Source organism: Oligosphaera ethanolica, assembly GCF_030814695.1.
GTDB lineage: Bacteria > Verrucomicrobiota > Lentisphaeria > Oligosphaerales > Oligosphaeraceae > Oligosphaera > Oligosphaera ethanolica.
On the sequence record NZ_JAUSVL010000001.1, the window covers coordinates 5,468,301 to 5,483,325 of the forward strand.

Sequence of the window (15,025 nt, forward strand, 5' to 3'; positions counted from 1 at the left end):
CCTGCACCATCAATACGCTACCACACCGAGGCCGTAGGCCCTTCGCAGGAATCACATGACCCAAGCGCCGATACCAGTCATCGCCACCCCACCATCGGGCCATCGCCCACTGCGCCGCTTCCGCCACCACCTCGAACTGAAGCTGGTCGCGCTTATCCTGGCCTTGGCCTTCGGCTACAACTGCCTGGCTGTCCTGTTCTACCAGCGGCAGATGAATCAGGACATGCTCACCAAGGCGCGCATCATCGCCGCCGCCATCGACGCCAATGTCGTCGCCGATTTTCAAGGCACGGCCGCCGACATGGAAAGCCCAACCTACCACCGCCTCCTTAATCAGCTTATCGCTATTAAAAGCCTCTACGACGAAATCCGCTTCATCTATATCATGGGTAAAAATCCCGACGGCTCGGTCTTTTTCTATCTGGACAACACCCCCATTGATGACGAGGACTTCGATCCCCCAGGCCTGATCTACGACGAAGCCACGCCTGCCTTCCGTGCCGCCGTGAAAACCGAGCACGATCTTTTGGAAGGCCCCACCAAAGACCAGTGGGGCTACTGGTTCACGGCCATGGTGCCCATCCGCGATCTCCAAAACGGCCACGTCGTCGCCTCGCTAGGCATTGACATTGCCGTCAGTACCTGGCTGCAACGTCTGCTCTGGACACTCTTGCCCAGCTCAATCCTAGTCGCCGCACTCCTTCTCGTCGTCTTCTTCGGTCGCCGCCTCATGCCTCAGCCCTACGCCGCCACCCCAACTGGCAAAGGACGTATCAAAGTCCCTGAGCGAATCTTCACGGCTGCCATCGGCTTGGTCATCACCGCCTTCGTCGCCTGGCGCACGCACATCCTCGAAAGTCACCAGCGCCAACAACGCTTCACCCAACTGGCTATCAGTCGCACCGACCTGCACGTGCGAGCACTGGAAGCCATCGCCAACTCCGAACTGGAAGGCATGTCCAAATTCGTCGAGTGCAGTGAGCACGTCACCCCAGAAGAATTTAGCGCCTACGCGCAGTTCCTAGTCAAAAACTCCTTTGTCACCGCCTGGGGCTGGGCCGAGCCCGTGAGCGCCGAAGCCCGCCCAATGAAAGAAAAGGAACTCCACGATATCTTTGGCAACGACACCACTTTCAAGGACATGGATGAGAGTGGCCAACTCCAACCATCTGCGACGCGACCGCTGCACTACCCGTTGATTTTTATGGCACCAGACCCCAAACTCGCTTTTCTCCGCGGTTTCGATCTAGGTCACGACCCGCGTCGCCTTGCCGCCATTGAGGAGGCCATCCGCAGCGGCCTGCCCACGGCTAGCCAGCCTCTACGCCTCGGTGTCGCTCCCCATGGCCCCAAGGGATGTACTCTCGTCAAGCCCGTTTTCCACTTAAGCGAACCGCGCACCATCCGTGGGCTGGCCATTGCCGCGCTGCAATTCTCCACCCTCGTCGGCAGCGATGCCTTCGATGACCCCATCGTTGCTGTCCATCTCAGCCACAAACGCGACAACGGCATTGTCGAATACCTAACCCCTATCGCCAATGCCAAAGAACGTCTCGCCAAAGCCCCGCTTGTCCGCCCCGTTTCCTTCGGCGGATTGACCCTGGCTATAGAAATACACCCGACCAAGGCGTTTTGCCGCGCCAACCCGCCTTACAAAGCATTGGTCGCCGGCCTTGCCGGCCTAGCCATCTGTGGCGCCATGGCCTTCGGCGTCGGTAACATTACCCAGCAACGCCGCCGCCTCGAAGGCATGGTGAAGGACCGCAATGCCCTGCTGTCCCTCAGCGAAGGCCGCATGGAACAGCTCGCCTTCGAAAGCAGGACCGTCATCTGGGAATGCAATGCCGAGGGCCTCTACACCTACGTCAGTCCCGTGTCCAAAGCCGTCTTCGGCTATGGCCCGGAAGAACTCGTCGGCCGAAAACATTTCTATGACATCCACCCCGCCGAGGGCCGCAATGAATTCAAAGCAGAAATGAGTCGACTGCTGGCTGCCAAGCAGTCCTTACTGGACTTCGTCAACCCCGTCGAAACGGCCTCCGGCACCATTATTCTCGTGTCAACCAGCGCCGTGCCGATCCTCAATCCTGATGGCAGCATTAAGGGCTTCTACGGTACCGACCGCGATGTCACCGAACGCGAGGAAATGACCCGCCGCCTCCGGCGCAGTCAGCAGGAAGCCGAAGCCGCCAACCGCGCCAAAAGCGATTTTTTGACCAACATGAGCCACGAAATCCGCACGCCCATCAATGGCATCATCGGCCTGACCGACCTTATGCGGCAGATGTCCCTGAACCACGAGCTGGCCGAATACGTCACCATCGTCAACACCAGCGGCCAGCTGCTCCTCCAGCTGGTCAATGAACTCCTGGACTTCTCCCTCATCGAAGCCGGCCAAGTCACCATCCAGCGCCAGGACTTCAATCTTCGCGACCGGCTGGAAAATCTGGGCGGCGGCCTCGCCATGGCCGCACACGCGAAAAAACTCGACCTGCTATGCGTCATGCCCCCTGATTTGCCCGTGCTGCTCTCTGGCGACGACTTCCACCTCATGCAGATTCTCATGAACCTCGGCAGCAATGCCATCAAATTCACCGAGAAGGGCAGCGTCGTGTTCAGTGTTAATCGCGAAAATGAAGACAACGAGCAAATACGTCTGCGCTTCAGCGTCCGCGACACTGGCATCGGCATCCCCAAAGAACAACAGGCGCGCATCTTCGACACTTTCTTCCAGGCCGACTCGTCCATCAAACGGCGCTTTGGCGGCGCTGGCTTGGGCCTGAGCATCGCCAAACACCTGGTCGAAGCCCTCGGCGGCACTCTCAGTTGCGTCAGCGAGCCCGGACAAGGCGCCGAATTCTCCTTCGCAGTGCCTATGCAAAAACAATCGCCCGCGCTGGAAACGCCCACCGAACTGGCTCTGCGCGGAAACGTCCGCGCCCTCATCGTTCATCATCACCAGGCCTGCGCTGATGACCTTGCTGCTCGCCTGCAGTACTGCAGCATCTCCTGTAAGACGATATCGTCGTTAGCCGCCGCCAACGACGCAATCAGACAAGCCCGCGAAAAACAGCAACCATTTTCGCTGCTTTTCCTGGATATGAGTAACAACGCGCCAAAAGAACTCACCTCGCTGCCAGATGCCTGGCGTGCCAGCCGCATCATTGCCATCGTCCCCCTGAGCGACCAGGCGGCCACGCAACGGCTGCAGGCGTTGGCCATCGGCGAATTCCTCCACGCCCCCATCCGCAGCCGTGAACTACACGCTTTGCTCAGCCAGCCGGCGCCCACACATCGTGGTACCCGTATTGTCGAAACCTTCATCTGTGATGAACTTGGGGTACACACATCAGTCTCAACCACAGCCACCAACGATGCAAATCACAACGACGGGGCCGCCAGCGCCAGCCCAAGCGCACTGCCAGCTAACTCAGCGGTGAAGGTGCTCCTCGCGGAAGACAACGTCGTCAACCAAAAAGTCGCCCTGGCGATACTCAAACGGATGGGCATCGCGGCTGATGTCGCCGCCAATGGCCGCGAAGCCGTCGCGATGCTTAGCAAACACGACTACCAAGCGGTGCTGATGGACGTACAGATGCCCGACATGGACGGATTCGAGGCCACGGCAGCCATCCGCGATCCGTCCTCGACCGTCCGGCAGCACGACATTCCCATCATCGCCATGACCGCCCACGCCGTCAGCGGCTACCAACAGCAATGCCTCGACGCCGGCATGAATGACTACATCAGCAAGCCCATCACCCCAGACGCCCTGCGCACCGTCCTCAGCCGCTGGCTGACGAGGACCGACCCCCAATAACACAATGCTCTTCACACAACATTTCCCTGCCCGCGAAGCGGTAAGCGCCCTGGAAGGGCGCTGTCATCGTAGCCCAGGGCAAGCGACGCCGCAGGCGGAGCGGCGCCCTGGGTACAGTGCCAATTGCGCTCGTGTTCCTCGGCCTCTTTGGCCCCAGTCGGCGCAGCTGACTGGGGCCAAAGAGGGAATGGAACCTCACCTTTTTTTGTTTGCGATGTTGCACGCTTTCAGCGTGCCTGGGTATAATTGTAAACGTAATTAGCGAACAGCCCCTAAGTGAAGAGAATTGTCTTATAACAGCACGGACAAGACAGCCGCGGCGCCTGTCGCAAGGCGCCAGCGTCGTCCTCATCCCCACAGTTCGGCAATGACGCTGCGGGTAATCTCCACCCACTGGCGCACGCGCTGTGGGTCGCCTGCCACCGTTTCGACGTCCTTGAGCGTGATGTCCACTTGGCAATCACGGCAGTAGCCCAGGTCCCGGCGCAGAATACTGCGGATGCGTTCCGCCGAGAAGCCGTAGCCGACCATATCCGTCGGGCTCGGCCGGTAGCTCAACACGTAGTCGCGCCCGATTTGCTCAGCACAACTGCGCACGTCGGCAAAAGGCGACACCGCCACTCGACGGAGGTTGGGAATTTGCCGCAGAATAGGAATTTTGCGCGTCAGGTCTTCACAGCAGCCGTAAGCCGTCAGCCCAAAATGGCTGAGGATGGGCAGCTGGTATTGCAGCATGAACTCGTCGTGCATGGCCGGCGACACCAATGCCAGTTCCTGCGCCGCCATGTAGCCCCATAATTGCCGCCGTGGCACGCCATGGACATTCGCCGCCGGTGCCGGCAGCTCCTCGGCGTAGGGCATGGCCTGATTCTGATGCCCGATCAACCCCCAATCGCCGCGCTCTTCGGCCTCCTGGTGAACTGCGAGAATACCGTCACGCATAAACGCCAGCAGTTCGTGCAGCAGTGCTGGCTGGTCCATCATATCCAGCATGATATTCTCCATACCCCGCAGGGCCCCCAGCGCCGTCGCCAGGTCGCCTTCCCACATGCGATAGGCCGGCGAACGGTCCACCGCCACGGGCAAGATGTCCCCCAGGACGTCCTCCAGCCGTTCCCGCCGCTGCCGGGTCTTCTCCTCGTCAATACTATGCCGTGGCCGGCGCAGATTCACCCAATCCGCGAGCTCCTTCAGCGGATAATCCACTTTGTAGGAGCCGCGGGGATCGTCGCTGACATGGCGCGTGCCGGCCAGTCCCCAGCCCGTGCAGCCGTACGCGGCCGGCAGCGGCAACCAAGGCTCAAAAATGGCATCGTCAACCAGACTGCCCCAAAAGAGCTGTCGGCGCAAATAGTCTTCCCAGCCACGCAAAAAGCGGTCGCTGCACTGGCACTGCGACTCAGGCATTTCCTGCCAGGCAAAGGCCCGCACATAAATCAGTGGCCGCCCGCCTGGCCGGAGGCTGTTATGACGGCGCCACAGCTGCCGCAGCTCGCCCTGCCGCTCCTGCCGGCAGAGCTCCAGGTACTGCCGCGCCAAATCCCGCAAGATGCTCCGGTCATCCATTGTCCGCTGTCTCCTTATTGTCATATCCACCTGCCCTGCCCACATCAGCCCGTACTATAATGGCCGCGCCGCCGGACGGACAAGATATACGGGCTCCTATGAAACCCGCTGCCGCAAAGGTCGGCGGAAATCAAGGCCGAATGGCTGGGCGGCGACTGGCCGTGGGTGTCCTGCAACTTGTCCCCGGTGCTTTCCCCACCGGGGTGTACACTCCTATGAACCCGATGCTCTTCATTTAACGGTATCCATGGCACTTGTTCAACCAAGCAACCTTTTCTCGTCGTGCATTTCCGCCGCGAAGCGGCAGAAGCGCTGAAAGCGCGAAACATACCAGCCCAGGGCAAGCGGCGCCGAAGGCGCGCGCCGCCCTGGGTAGCGCGCCCTCTACGCTCGTGTTCCTCGGCCCCTTTGGCCCCAGTCGGCGAAGCTGACTGGAGCCAAAGGGGCAATGGAACTCACTGGCTTGCCTGGGGTTAACGTCGGCGGCATGTCGGGCATCCAATATCAATGACTCCTATGATACCCGCTGCCGCAAAGGTCGGCGGAAATCAAGGCCGAATGGCTGGGCGGCGACTGGCCGTGGGTGTCCTGCAAATTGCCCCAGCGAAGCGCCGGGGTGTACACTGACCGATTGCATATGCGCCACCATTTTTTGCGGCGCCCATTCACGGCAAGCCAAATGTCAGATATAATACTTCGCGTCACCAGCATACTTCACGCAAGGAGCAGCATGAACACCCGTGAAACCGTCCGCCAACTTCTGTCCTTCCAGCCCGTGCCGTCCCTACCCATTATCGAATGGGCCACCTGGTGGAAGGACAGTACCGCCCGCTGGCTGGACGAGGGTATGCCACCCTACGAAAACAATGTCGAACTGATGCGCTATTTCGGGCTCGACCTGCTGGTCCAGGAATGGTTCTATCCCCGGAACGGCCGTTGCCCGCGTCCGGCCGCGCACGGCGTCGGTATCGTCCGCGATGAACAACACTACGCCGAACTCATCGCCCAACGCGCGCTTTACGACGAGACAATCCTGGCCGTGCCCAATTTCACCCGCTACAAAAGCGAGATAGACGCCGGCAACGCCGCGCACTGGTTCACCCTCGAAGGCTTCTTCTGGTTCCCGCGGACGCTGCTAGGCATCGAACGTCACCTGCTGGCCTTCTATGACGAACCAGCATTCATACACCGCATCAACCGCGATCTCGTCGACTTCTACAAGAAGCTCCTGCCATGGCTGTTCGATCAATGCCAGCCCGATTTCATGACCTTCGCTGAAGATATGAGCTATAACCACGGCTCCATGATCTCAGAACCGCAGTTCGACGAATTCATGCTGCCCTACTACCGCGAACTCGTCGATTACATCAAACAGCGCGGCACCAAGGTCCTCATTGATTCCGACGGCGACGTTAGCGAATGCCTGCCTTGGTTCGAACGCGCCGGCATCGAAGGCGTCCTGCCCCTGGAACGCCAGGCCGGCGTCGATGTCGCCGCCATCCGCCAGCGGCATCCAAGCCTGCTCATGGTCGGCGCTTTCAATAAAATGGTCATGCACCGGGGCGAAAAGGCCATCCGCGAGGAATTTGAACGGCTCTTGCCCGTCGCCCGCCAGGGCGGCTTCATCATCAGCGTCGATCACCAGACGCCGCCAGCCGTGTCCCTGGACGACTACCGCCTGTACCTCAGGCTTTTCCGCGAATACGCACAACTCCTGTAATCGCTCAGTCATTGATATTTGTTGTCCCTGTAGCCTGGATCGGTCTGATCGGCCAAGTTCGGCCCGGAGGGCCGCACCATGCATATCCCCGGGTGAGGCGCCCGGAGGGCGCCACATTGGCCTGGCACGTCGCATTCCACCGCGCTAGAGTGAGGCATGACTGGCATCCAGTATCAATGACAGACCGATTACAAACTCCTTTGATCTTCCCCCCGCCCCTGCTTTCCCTCCCGCACGTCACCGCTATATTATGGCGTCATGCCCGCACCGGCTCTCCGTTCCTCCCCTTCACCCACGCAGCCTTGAGAGTGTCATGCCTAGCGACTTTCCCTACCAGGTCCTCATCATCAGCAACGCGCCGGGCGCACAGAGCGATGGCGTCGAGGTCATTTCGGAACAGGCCGTGGCCGACGAAGTCGCCGCCGTGCAATCGACCTTGGTCGCCATGGGCATCGCCGTCCATCACCGCCCCCTGCGCAACGCCGCCGACGCGGCCGGCCTCATCGCCGCCCAGCCCAACACGATCGTCTTCAATCTCTGCGAGGGCCTCAACGGTGACTCGGCTTTCGAGATGCACCTCGCGGCCTTGCTGGAACTGTCGGGCACGCCTTTCACCGGCAATAACGCCCTGACCCTCGGCCTCTCCCGAAACAAAGTCCTCGCCAAGCAGCTCTTCGCAGCTGCCGGCATCAGCACACCGCGCTGGGTCGCCTGTCGCACCGTCCCCGACGCCATTCCCGACGGCCTGCATTTCCCCCTCATCGTCAAACCCGCCTGCGAAGACGCCAGCCTCGGCATCTTCAAGGACGCCGTCGTCCGCGACCTGCCAGCCCTGCGCCGCAATGTCCAGACCCTGCTGGCTAAATATCCCGGCAGCGCCGCCCTGGTGGAAGAATTCATCGCCGGCCGCGAATTCAACGTCGCCTTGCTGCCCGATGGCGACACCGTGACCGCCCTGCCGCCCTCCGAACTGGATTTCAGCGCCGTGCCCGCCGGACAGGACCGTATTACCTCCTACGAGGCCAAATGGCTCGAAGACCACCCGCTATACCAAGCGACGCCGTCGCGCTGCCCGGCCGACATCACGCCGCAGCTGCGCCAGCGCCTCCATGACTGCGCTTTGGCCGTCTTCCATTGCCTTGACGCCAATGCCTATGGCCGCGTGGATTTCCGCGTCGACGCTCAAGAGCGACTCTACGTCCTCGAATTCAACCCCAACCCCGATATCACTCCCGGCGCGGGCTTCAGCAAGGCCTTGCAGGCCGCAGGCCTGAGCTACCGGGATTTCGTCAGCAAAGCCCTGCGGGAGGCTCAGTCCCGCGCCAGGAGCAGCACCCGATGAGCGACATCGTTATCAGGCCTACCCATGAAACCGACGCGCCAAGCATCCACGCCATCCTTGTCGACACGGCGATGTTCACCGACGCCGAAGTTGAGGTCGCTGACGAACTGATCGACATCTTCCTGCACAAAGCCGGCCAAAAAGACTACATCATGCACAGCGCAGTCGACCAGGACAGCGGCGCGCCCGTCGGCTATGTCTGTTTCGGGCCGACGCCAGCCACCGAATCGACCTGGGACCTGTACTGGATCGCCGTCGATCCCAAACAACAGGGCCGCGGCATCGGCCGCCAGCTCCTCCGCTTTGCCGAAGAACAATGCCGGAACATGGGCGCCAAGCTGATTATCATTGAAACCTCGTCCCAGCCAAAATACCAACCCACCCAGCACTTCTACACCGGCAACGGCTACATCGTCGAAGCGCGCATCAAGGACTTCTACGCCGCCGGCGACGACCGCCTCATCTACACCCGGCGTTTCTGACCTCCACCCACCAAACGCCATCGGCCATGCCAAGCAAGCTGTCGCCAAGTCATCTGCGCTTAATGAACCTGTCACCGCGTGCGCGCCTGGCGCTGTCTCTGATGGCCGTATCCGCCTTGGGCTCCTACGCCGGCATGACCATGCCCGTCTTTCGCAGTCTCCTGCGCGATCAGCTCCAGCTCCAGGAAACGCAGTACGGCTTGCTACTGAGCATCGGTATGGTCCCCGGCGCCATGGGCACCCTCCTGGGCGGCCTGCTTACCCGCAGCAGTGGCTGGCAGCGCCTGCCGCCCGTGCTGGCCATCGCTGTTGCCGCCGCCTACGGCCTTATTGCCGCGACGCGTGGCTTCCCCTGGCTGCTCGTCAGCCTCGTTCTCTGCGCAATCGGCAGCCACGTCATGACGGTCATGACCCAAAATGGCGTTGTCGCTCTCTTCCCGGACGCGCGCCGACGGCTCCTGACCCTGCAGATGGTCGTCGGCAGCTGCGCCGCCGCGCTCTTCACCCTCTTGGCCGAATGGCTGCTCGGTTGGTCAGCCCGCGGCGATGCCACGCGCTTCCACCTGGCGCTGCGCCTGCCCTACCTGGGCATCGCCATGCTCTACCTGGCGCTCATCCCAGCGCTGCGGGCCTTCGCCCGCCGCGAACGCACAAGCCAGCTCCAGGCGCAAACGCCGGCCGCAAGCACGCCCAACCTCACGCAGCGCCGCCGGGCCCTCCTGTGTATTCTCGCCATGACCATCCATGCCAGCGCCGACAATGTCCTCATGCTCTGGCTGCCACGTCTCTGGGAAGAAAGCGCTATGAGCGGCTTCTTCAAACCCGGCTACATCATGAGCGCCTACTCGCTCTGCTACGTCGTCTCCCGAAGCTGCCTGGCCCTGCTGCCTGAGTCCCGGGGGCGACGACTCTTCCTCTGCGTGCCGGGCTTCTTCGGCTGCGCCATGCTCCTCGTCGCCCTCCTCAATGGCGGTGAAGCCGGCGTGCTCTGCTACCTGGCCGCTGCCTTCCTCTGGGCCTGCGAATTCCCCGCCTTTATGGCCGTGCTGTCCACCAACAGCCAACGCTGGTTCGGGCTCGGCCTGGCCGTCGTCATGATCAGTTCGGGACTCATTACCACCGGCGCCAGCACCGCTATCGGCTGGGCCCTCCAGCAGCAGCTGGCCACGCTGCGCCAGCTCCTCCTCATCGGCCCGCTCTTCTTCGCCACCGTCGGCATCTGCGGCATCGCCCTCTGCAGACACGACGACAAAGCCTGAACCACAGGCACCCCCACGGAACCGATGCTCTTCATTTAACGGTATCCATGGCACTTGTTGCTTCAACCAAGCTGCCTTTTCTCGTCGTGCATTTCCGCCGCGAAGCGGCAGAAGCGCTGAAAGCGCGAAGCATACCAGCCCAGGGCAAGCGGCGCCGAAGGCGCGCGCCGCCCTGGGTAGCGCACCATATTGGTCCGTGTTCCTCAGCCTCTTTGGCTTCAGTCGGCGAAGCTGACTGGAGCCAAAGAGGCAATGGAACTCATTGATTGCCGCGGCAATTTTGCGCTGTGACCCTTCGTCGCAGGTCTTTTAGGCCGCCCTTTAGGGCTCTTTTCGGATGGGGCACCTTACCCAGGGCGACGCGCCCTGCGGGCGCTTGCCGTGGGCTATCTTAGGGCGCACCTTCGGTGCTCAAAACCTCGGCGAATGATCCTTGTGCATGGTTACCAATCAACTCATCGCCGGCGACTGCCGCATGCTATGTGGAGAGCATTGCTCCTATGAAATCCGCTGCCTGGTTAGCCACCTATGGGTAATGGCTGGGCGGCGACTGGCCGTGGGTTGCCAGCAAATTGTCCCCGGTGTTTTCCCCAACGGAGTGGTTACTGACCGAGTACCTTTTCGCGTCGTCGGGCAGTCATTGATACGCCGTTATTGCCAGCGCCGCCCACCTACGCACAAGAGGGACATGACTCAGGTGGAATATCGCTCGCAGCCGCGATAAAGCGGGCATCTGAGCGACGCGATTGGTTCACCAGAACTCACAACGATGAAGACCCAAATCACACGAACAAGACAGCTCAAATCATACTGATCCACAATTTGCTGTTATTCGGCGTTTTTTTGCTTGTCAATGGGCGAGTTTTTGAATATTTTTCCTGCGGTTCTTGAAATCAGCCCCCCCACCGTAGGGGGCCCCCATCCTATGGTCGCGCGCACGAAGTGGGCTGCGCTTAAGCCGTGGTCCACACGGTATCAATGACTCCTATGAAACCCGCTGTTGCAAAGGTCAGCGGAAATTAAGGCCGGATGATTGGGCGGCGACTGGCCGTGGGTTGCCAGCAAATTGTCCCCGGTGTTTTCCCCACCGGGGTGGTTACTGACCGACTACCCGCTGCCTGGAAACTTTTTTGCTGCAGGCGTGATAAAAGGGAGTGCCGGCAGTAGATTTATATGCCTTCTGGCCTACTGTAGTCCGAACTATGCTGGCCATCAGCACGCAGCCTTCACAATGAACACCATAACCCCACGGAGGACACGATGAAGAAGCTTCTTACCACCGCCTTGCTGGCCCTCTGCACTCTCAGCCTGCTCGCGCAAGATAAATTCGACCTCAAGCGCTTAGATCCCATGCCTTACGCCTATGACGCGCTGGAACCCCATATCGACGCCCAGACGATGGAAATACACTACAGCCGTCACCATCGCGGCTACTTCAACAACCTCCAGAAAGCCCTGGAAGCCATGCCTGACGCGCCACAGGACGCCACCGCGCTCTTCGCCCGCATCAGCACTCTGCCCGCCGCCCTGCGTAACAACGCCGGCGGCCACTACAACCACACGCTGTTCTGGTCCGTCATGGCCCCCAAGGCCGGTGGCGCCCCCCAAGGCGCCCTTGCTGACCAGATCACCGCCGCCTTCGGCTCCTTCGACCAGTTCAAAGAGCAGTTCAAACAAGCCGCGCTGACCCGCTTCGGCAGTGGCTGGGCTTGGCTCTGTGTCGCCAAAGACGGCTCGCTCTTCATCACCTCAACCGCCAATCAGGACAACCCGCTCATGGACGTCGCCGACAAACAGGGCACGCCCATCCTCGGCCTGGATGTCTGGGAACACGCCTACTACCTCAAATACCAAAACCAGCGTGGATCATACATCGACGCCTTCTGGCACGTCATCAACTGGCCCGAAGTGACCGCCCGCTGGCAGGCCACAATCAAATAAGTTGAGATAGTTTTGATTCACGCCGGCTTCACCCCGGCACAAATTCCGTAAACACCAAAACAAGAGAAGGTCATGAGAAAGCGCATCAACTTGTGTTTTATCGGTTGCGGGGCATTCTGCAAAGCTTTTGTGCCATTGTTCCAAAAGCACCCCGATGTCGAAAGCGTCGCCGTCTGCGACCTCATTCCGGAACGCGCCGCCGACTACTCACAGAAGTTCGACGTGCCCATCATTGCCAGCTTTGAAGAGGCCATCGCCAGCGACAAGATCGACGCGGTGGCCATCTTCACCCAGCGCCACACCCACGGCCCGCTGGTCATCGCGGCCCTGAAAGCCGGCAAAAACGTCTACAGCGCCGTGCCCTGCGCCAGCACCATCGAGGAAATCTACGAAATCGAAGAGCTTGTGCGCAAGACCCGCCTGACCTACTCCATGGGCGAAACCGGCTACTACCGCGCGCCAACCGTCTTCTGCCGCAACAAAATGCTCGCCGGCGAATTCGGCGACTTCGTCTACGGCGAGGCCCAGTACAATCACGACCAGCGCCATTTCCACTACGAAAGCAACGGCCCCGACTGGCGCAAGGTCGCCGGCATCCCGCCCATGCTCTACCCCACCCACTCCACCGCCATGATCCTCGGCGCCATGAAAGGCGTCTACGTCAAGAAAGTCGCCGCCTTCGGCTGGGTCGAAGAAAAGCTGCCGGACATCTTCGGCACCAACGGCGTTAATCTCTGGAACAATCCCTTTTCCAACACCGCCATGCTGGCGCAGCTTTCCAACGGCGGGGTTGCCCGTATCAGCGAAAACCGCCGCGTGGCTTTCGCCGGCCCCAATACCTACATCTCGCAATTCTACGGCTCCGACGCCTGCTACGAATTCTCGGTCGCTCATCACTACTTCACTCACTGGGACAGCAAAAATACCAACAAGCTGCTCATGGACGAAGTCACCAAAGACCTCCTCCCCGCCGGCGTCTACGAAAAAATCAACGACCCGGATTTCCCGCAACGCATCAGCGACGGCGCCGGCTTCTGGGACAGCGCGCCCGTCCAGAACACCGCCCGCATCCCCATTGAATACCGCCATGAAAAGAATGGCCACAACGGCACCCACCATTTCATGGTCGATGACTTCTGCCAGGCCGCAGCCACCGGCATGCTTTCACCGACCAACATCTGGACCGCCGCGCGCTATAACCTGCCCGGACTCGTCGCCCACAAATCCGCCATCAATGGCGGCCAACTCATGGACGTGCCGGACCTCGGCGAGCCACCCGCAGACTGGCCCGTCATGCAACTGGACTGATTAGCACGCCGTAAGCGTGCGGTTTACCAGCCTGGGGTTGCGCCTCCGGCGCAACCCCAGGTGAGCGATCCCTCCAAAAAGCTCCCTGTAAGGTGCCACATAGCAAACACGAATGAGAGTTCCATTGCCCCTTTTGCCCCAGTCAGCTTCGCCGACTGGGGCAAGAGGGGCCGAGGAACACCCACATAATTACCGTTGTACCCAGGGCGGCGCGCGCCTTCAGCGCGCTTGCCCTGGGCTACGATGACAGCGCCCCTCCAGGGCGCTTGCCGCTTCGCGGCCGGGGAAATGTTGGCCGGCGACGTCGTGGAGCCGGCACAAGCTGGCGAGGCCTGAACGACTCGTTCATTCATGATCCAAGGTGCAGATGTGAAACGTTGGTTGTGCCTTTTCCACCTCAAAAACGGGCGAAAGTGCGAAAGACGGGCTAGCCGCGAAGCGGCAGCAGCGCTGAAAGCGCGAAACATACCAGCCCAGGGCAAGCAGCGCTGAAAGCGCGCGCCGCCCTGGGTGCAATGCACGATATGTCCGTGTTCCTCAGCCCTTTCGCTCCCAATCGGCTGCGCCGACTGGGGGCGAAAGGGCAATGGAACTCGTTCCTCTTACATGCTAGGTTCCACGCTGGTAGCGCGCTTTGCTATAGCAGCAACGTAATTTTCAAATGGCGCCTAACGGCCGCCGCCCCTCGATAGCTCCACCCTATGAAAGGCGCAATGCGATGGTCCCGGAACCAGGTGATCCTTCAGTCGAAGTCGATGCGAAGCACGTCTGCGCCGCCTTTCGCGCGGTCGGCGCCGAGCCGGGCGACACCGTCATTTTCCACGCGTCCTTCAAGAGCATGGGCCATGTCAGCGGCGGTGCCTCGACGGTCTTTGACGGCGTCCTGGCGGCCACTTCTCCCGGCGGGACGGTGGCCATGCCCAGTCTCTGGTACAGCGGCAAGCCGGAAGAAACACCCGATCGCTTTGACGTGAAGACCTCGCCGACCTACGTGGGCGCGCTGGCCGAGGCCCTGCGCTTGGACCCGCGCAGCCACCGCAGCAACCACTGGTCACACGCCGTGGCCGCCATCGGCGCCCGCGCCCAGGAACTTACGGCACGGCACAGTGCCGGCTTGAGGCGCCCGGCCCCCTGGAGCGACACGGCCTTTGCCACGCGCAGCCCGTGGTGGCGCTTCTACGAGTGGAACGCCCTCTACGCCTTTATCGGCGTGACCATGCGCGTCTGCACTATCAAGCACGCCATCGAGGGCGCCTTGGTCATGCGACATCTGGCGAGCATCCCCGCCGCGCGACGCTCCGAAGCCCGCGCCACGTTGAGCATGGACTGCGTCCAGCGGCTCTGGCCCTACTACAACAGCGAAGCCATGCAGGACGAACTCGCCGCCGCCGGGCTCCTGCATCAGACCAAGCTGGGCTCCGCAACCCTGCGCGCCATCCGCACCCGGCCACTGGTGGAAATCACCCTGGCGAAATTACTAGCCGAACCCGAGAAGTGGCTGCAGCCGCCTTTCCTAGAGTGGATCGCAAACCTCGAACGCTACCGCCAGGCGCCCTGAAACGCGCACTCTACTTTGGACAAACACAC

Annotated in this window: 10 protein-coding genes; 8 read left to right on the forward strand and 2 right to left on the reverse strand. The window is 61.1% G+C overall.

Features of this window, described 5'->3' with window-relative positions; all coding sequences use genetic code 11:
* Window positions 1-55: 55 nt before the first annotated feature.
* On the forward strand, window positions 56-3,820 hold the full coding sequence (locus tag J3R75_RS18930) for a CHASE domain-containing hybrid sensor histidine kinase/response regulator family protein (RefSeq protein ID WP_307265077.1): 3,765 nt from the start codon (window positions 56-58) through the stop codon (window positions 3,818-3,820).
* 348 nt (window positions 3,821-4,168) lie between these two features.
* On the opposite strand, the gene J3R75_RS18935 is transcribed toward J3R75_RS18930, so the two are convergent.
* Together J3R75_RS18935 and J3R75_RS18940 are read right to left on the reverse strand one after the other, a co-directional pair.
* Entirely contained in the window at window positions 4,169-5,386 is a 1,218-nt protein-coding gene (locus J3R75_RS18935) for a uroporphyrinogen decarboxylase/cobalamine-independent methonine synthase family protein (protein ID WP_307265080.1), read from the reverse strand.
* 44 nt (window positions 5,387-5,430) lie between these two features.
* A complete protein-coding gene (locus J3R75_RS18940) occupies window positions 5,431-5,652 on the reverse strand; it encodes a hypothetical protein (RefSeq protein WP_307265084.1) in 222 nt (73 codons plus the stop codon).
* A 464-nt stretch (window positions 5,653-6,116) separates the two neighbouring features.
* Between J3R75_RS18940 and J3R75_RS18945 the strand changes: the two genes are divergently transcribed.
* The 7 genes from J3R75_RS18945 (at window position 6,117) to J3R75_RS18975 (ending at window position 14,996) form a co-directional block, all read left to right on the forward strand.
* Window positions 6,117-7,106, forward strand: coding sequence for a uroporphyrinogen decarboxylase family protein (locus tag J3R75_RS18945; protein WP_307265088.1), 990 nt, complete (start codon window positions 6,117-6,119; stop codon window positions 7,104-7,106).
* 313 nt (window positions 7,107-7,419) lie between these two features.
* Complete coding sequence (locus J3R75_RS18950) at window positions 7,420-8,448, forward strand: D-alanine--D-alanine ligase family protein (RefSeq protein WP_307265089.1); 1,029 nt, start codon at window positions 7,420-7,422, stop codon at window positions 8,446-8,448.
* Window positions 8,445-8,930, forward strand: coding sequence for a GNAT family N-acetyltransferase (locus tag J3R75_RS18955; protein WP_307265091.1), 486 nt, complete (start codon window positions 8,445-8,447; stop codon window positions 8,928-8,930). The genes J3R75_RS18950 and J3R75_RS18955 overlap by 4 nt, the downstream gene beginning before the upstream one ends.
* 101 nt (window positions 8,931-9,031) lie before the next feature.
* Complete coding sequence (locus tag J3R75_RS18960) at window positions 9,032-10,189, forward strand: MFS transporter (RefSeq protein WP_307265093.1); 1,158 nt, start codon at window positions 9,032-9,034, stop codon at window positions 10,187-10,189.
* A gap of 1,260 nt (window positions 10,190-11,449) precedes the next feature.
* Window positions 11,450-12,130 carry a superoxide dismutase gene (locus J3R75_RS18965; protein WP_370882378.1) on the forward strand — a complete coding sequence of 227 codons (681 nt, stop codon included), beginning with the start codon at window positions 11,450-11,452 and terminating at the stop codon, window positions 12,128-12,130.
* 72 nt (window positions 12,131-12,202) lie between these two features.
* Window positions 12,203-13,438 (forward strand): Gfo/Idh/MocA family protein, encoded by a 1,236-nt coding sequence (locus tag J3R75_RS18970; protein ID WP_307265097.1) that lies wholly within the window; start codon window positions 12,203-12,205, stop codon window positions 13,436-13,438.
* Between the two features lie 718 nt (window positions 13,439-14,156).
* A complete protein-coding gene (locus J3R75_RS18975; protein WP_307265101.1) occupies window positions 14,157-14,996 on the forward strand; it encodes an AAC(3) family N-acetyltransferase in 840 nt (279 codons plus the stop codon).
* Window positions 14,997-15,025: the final 29 nt, after the last annotated feature.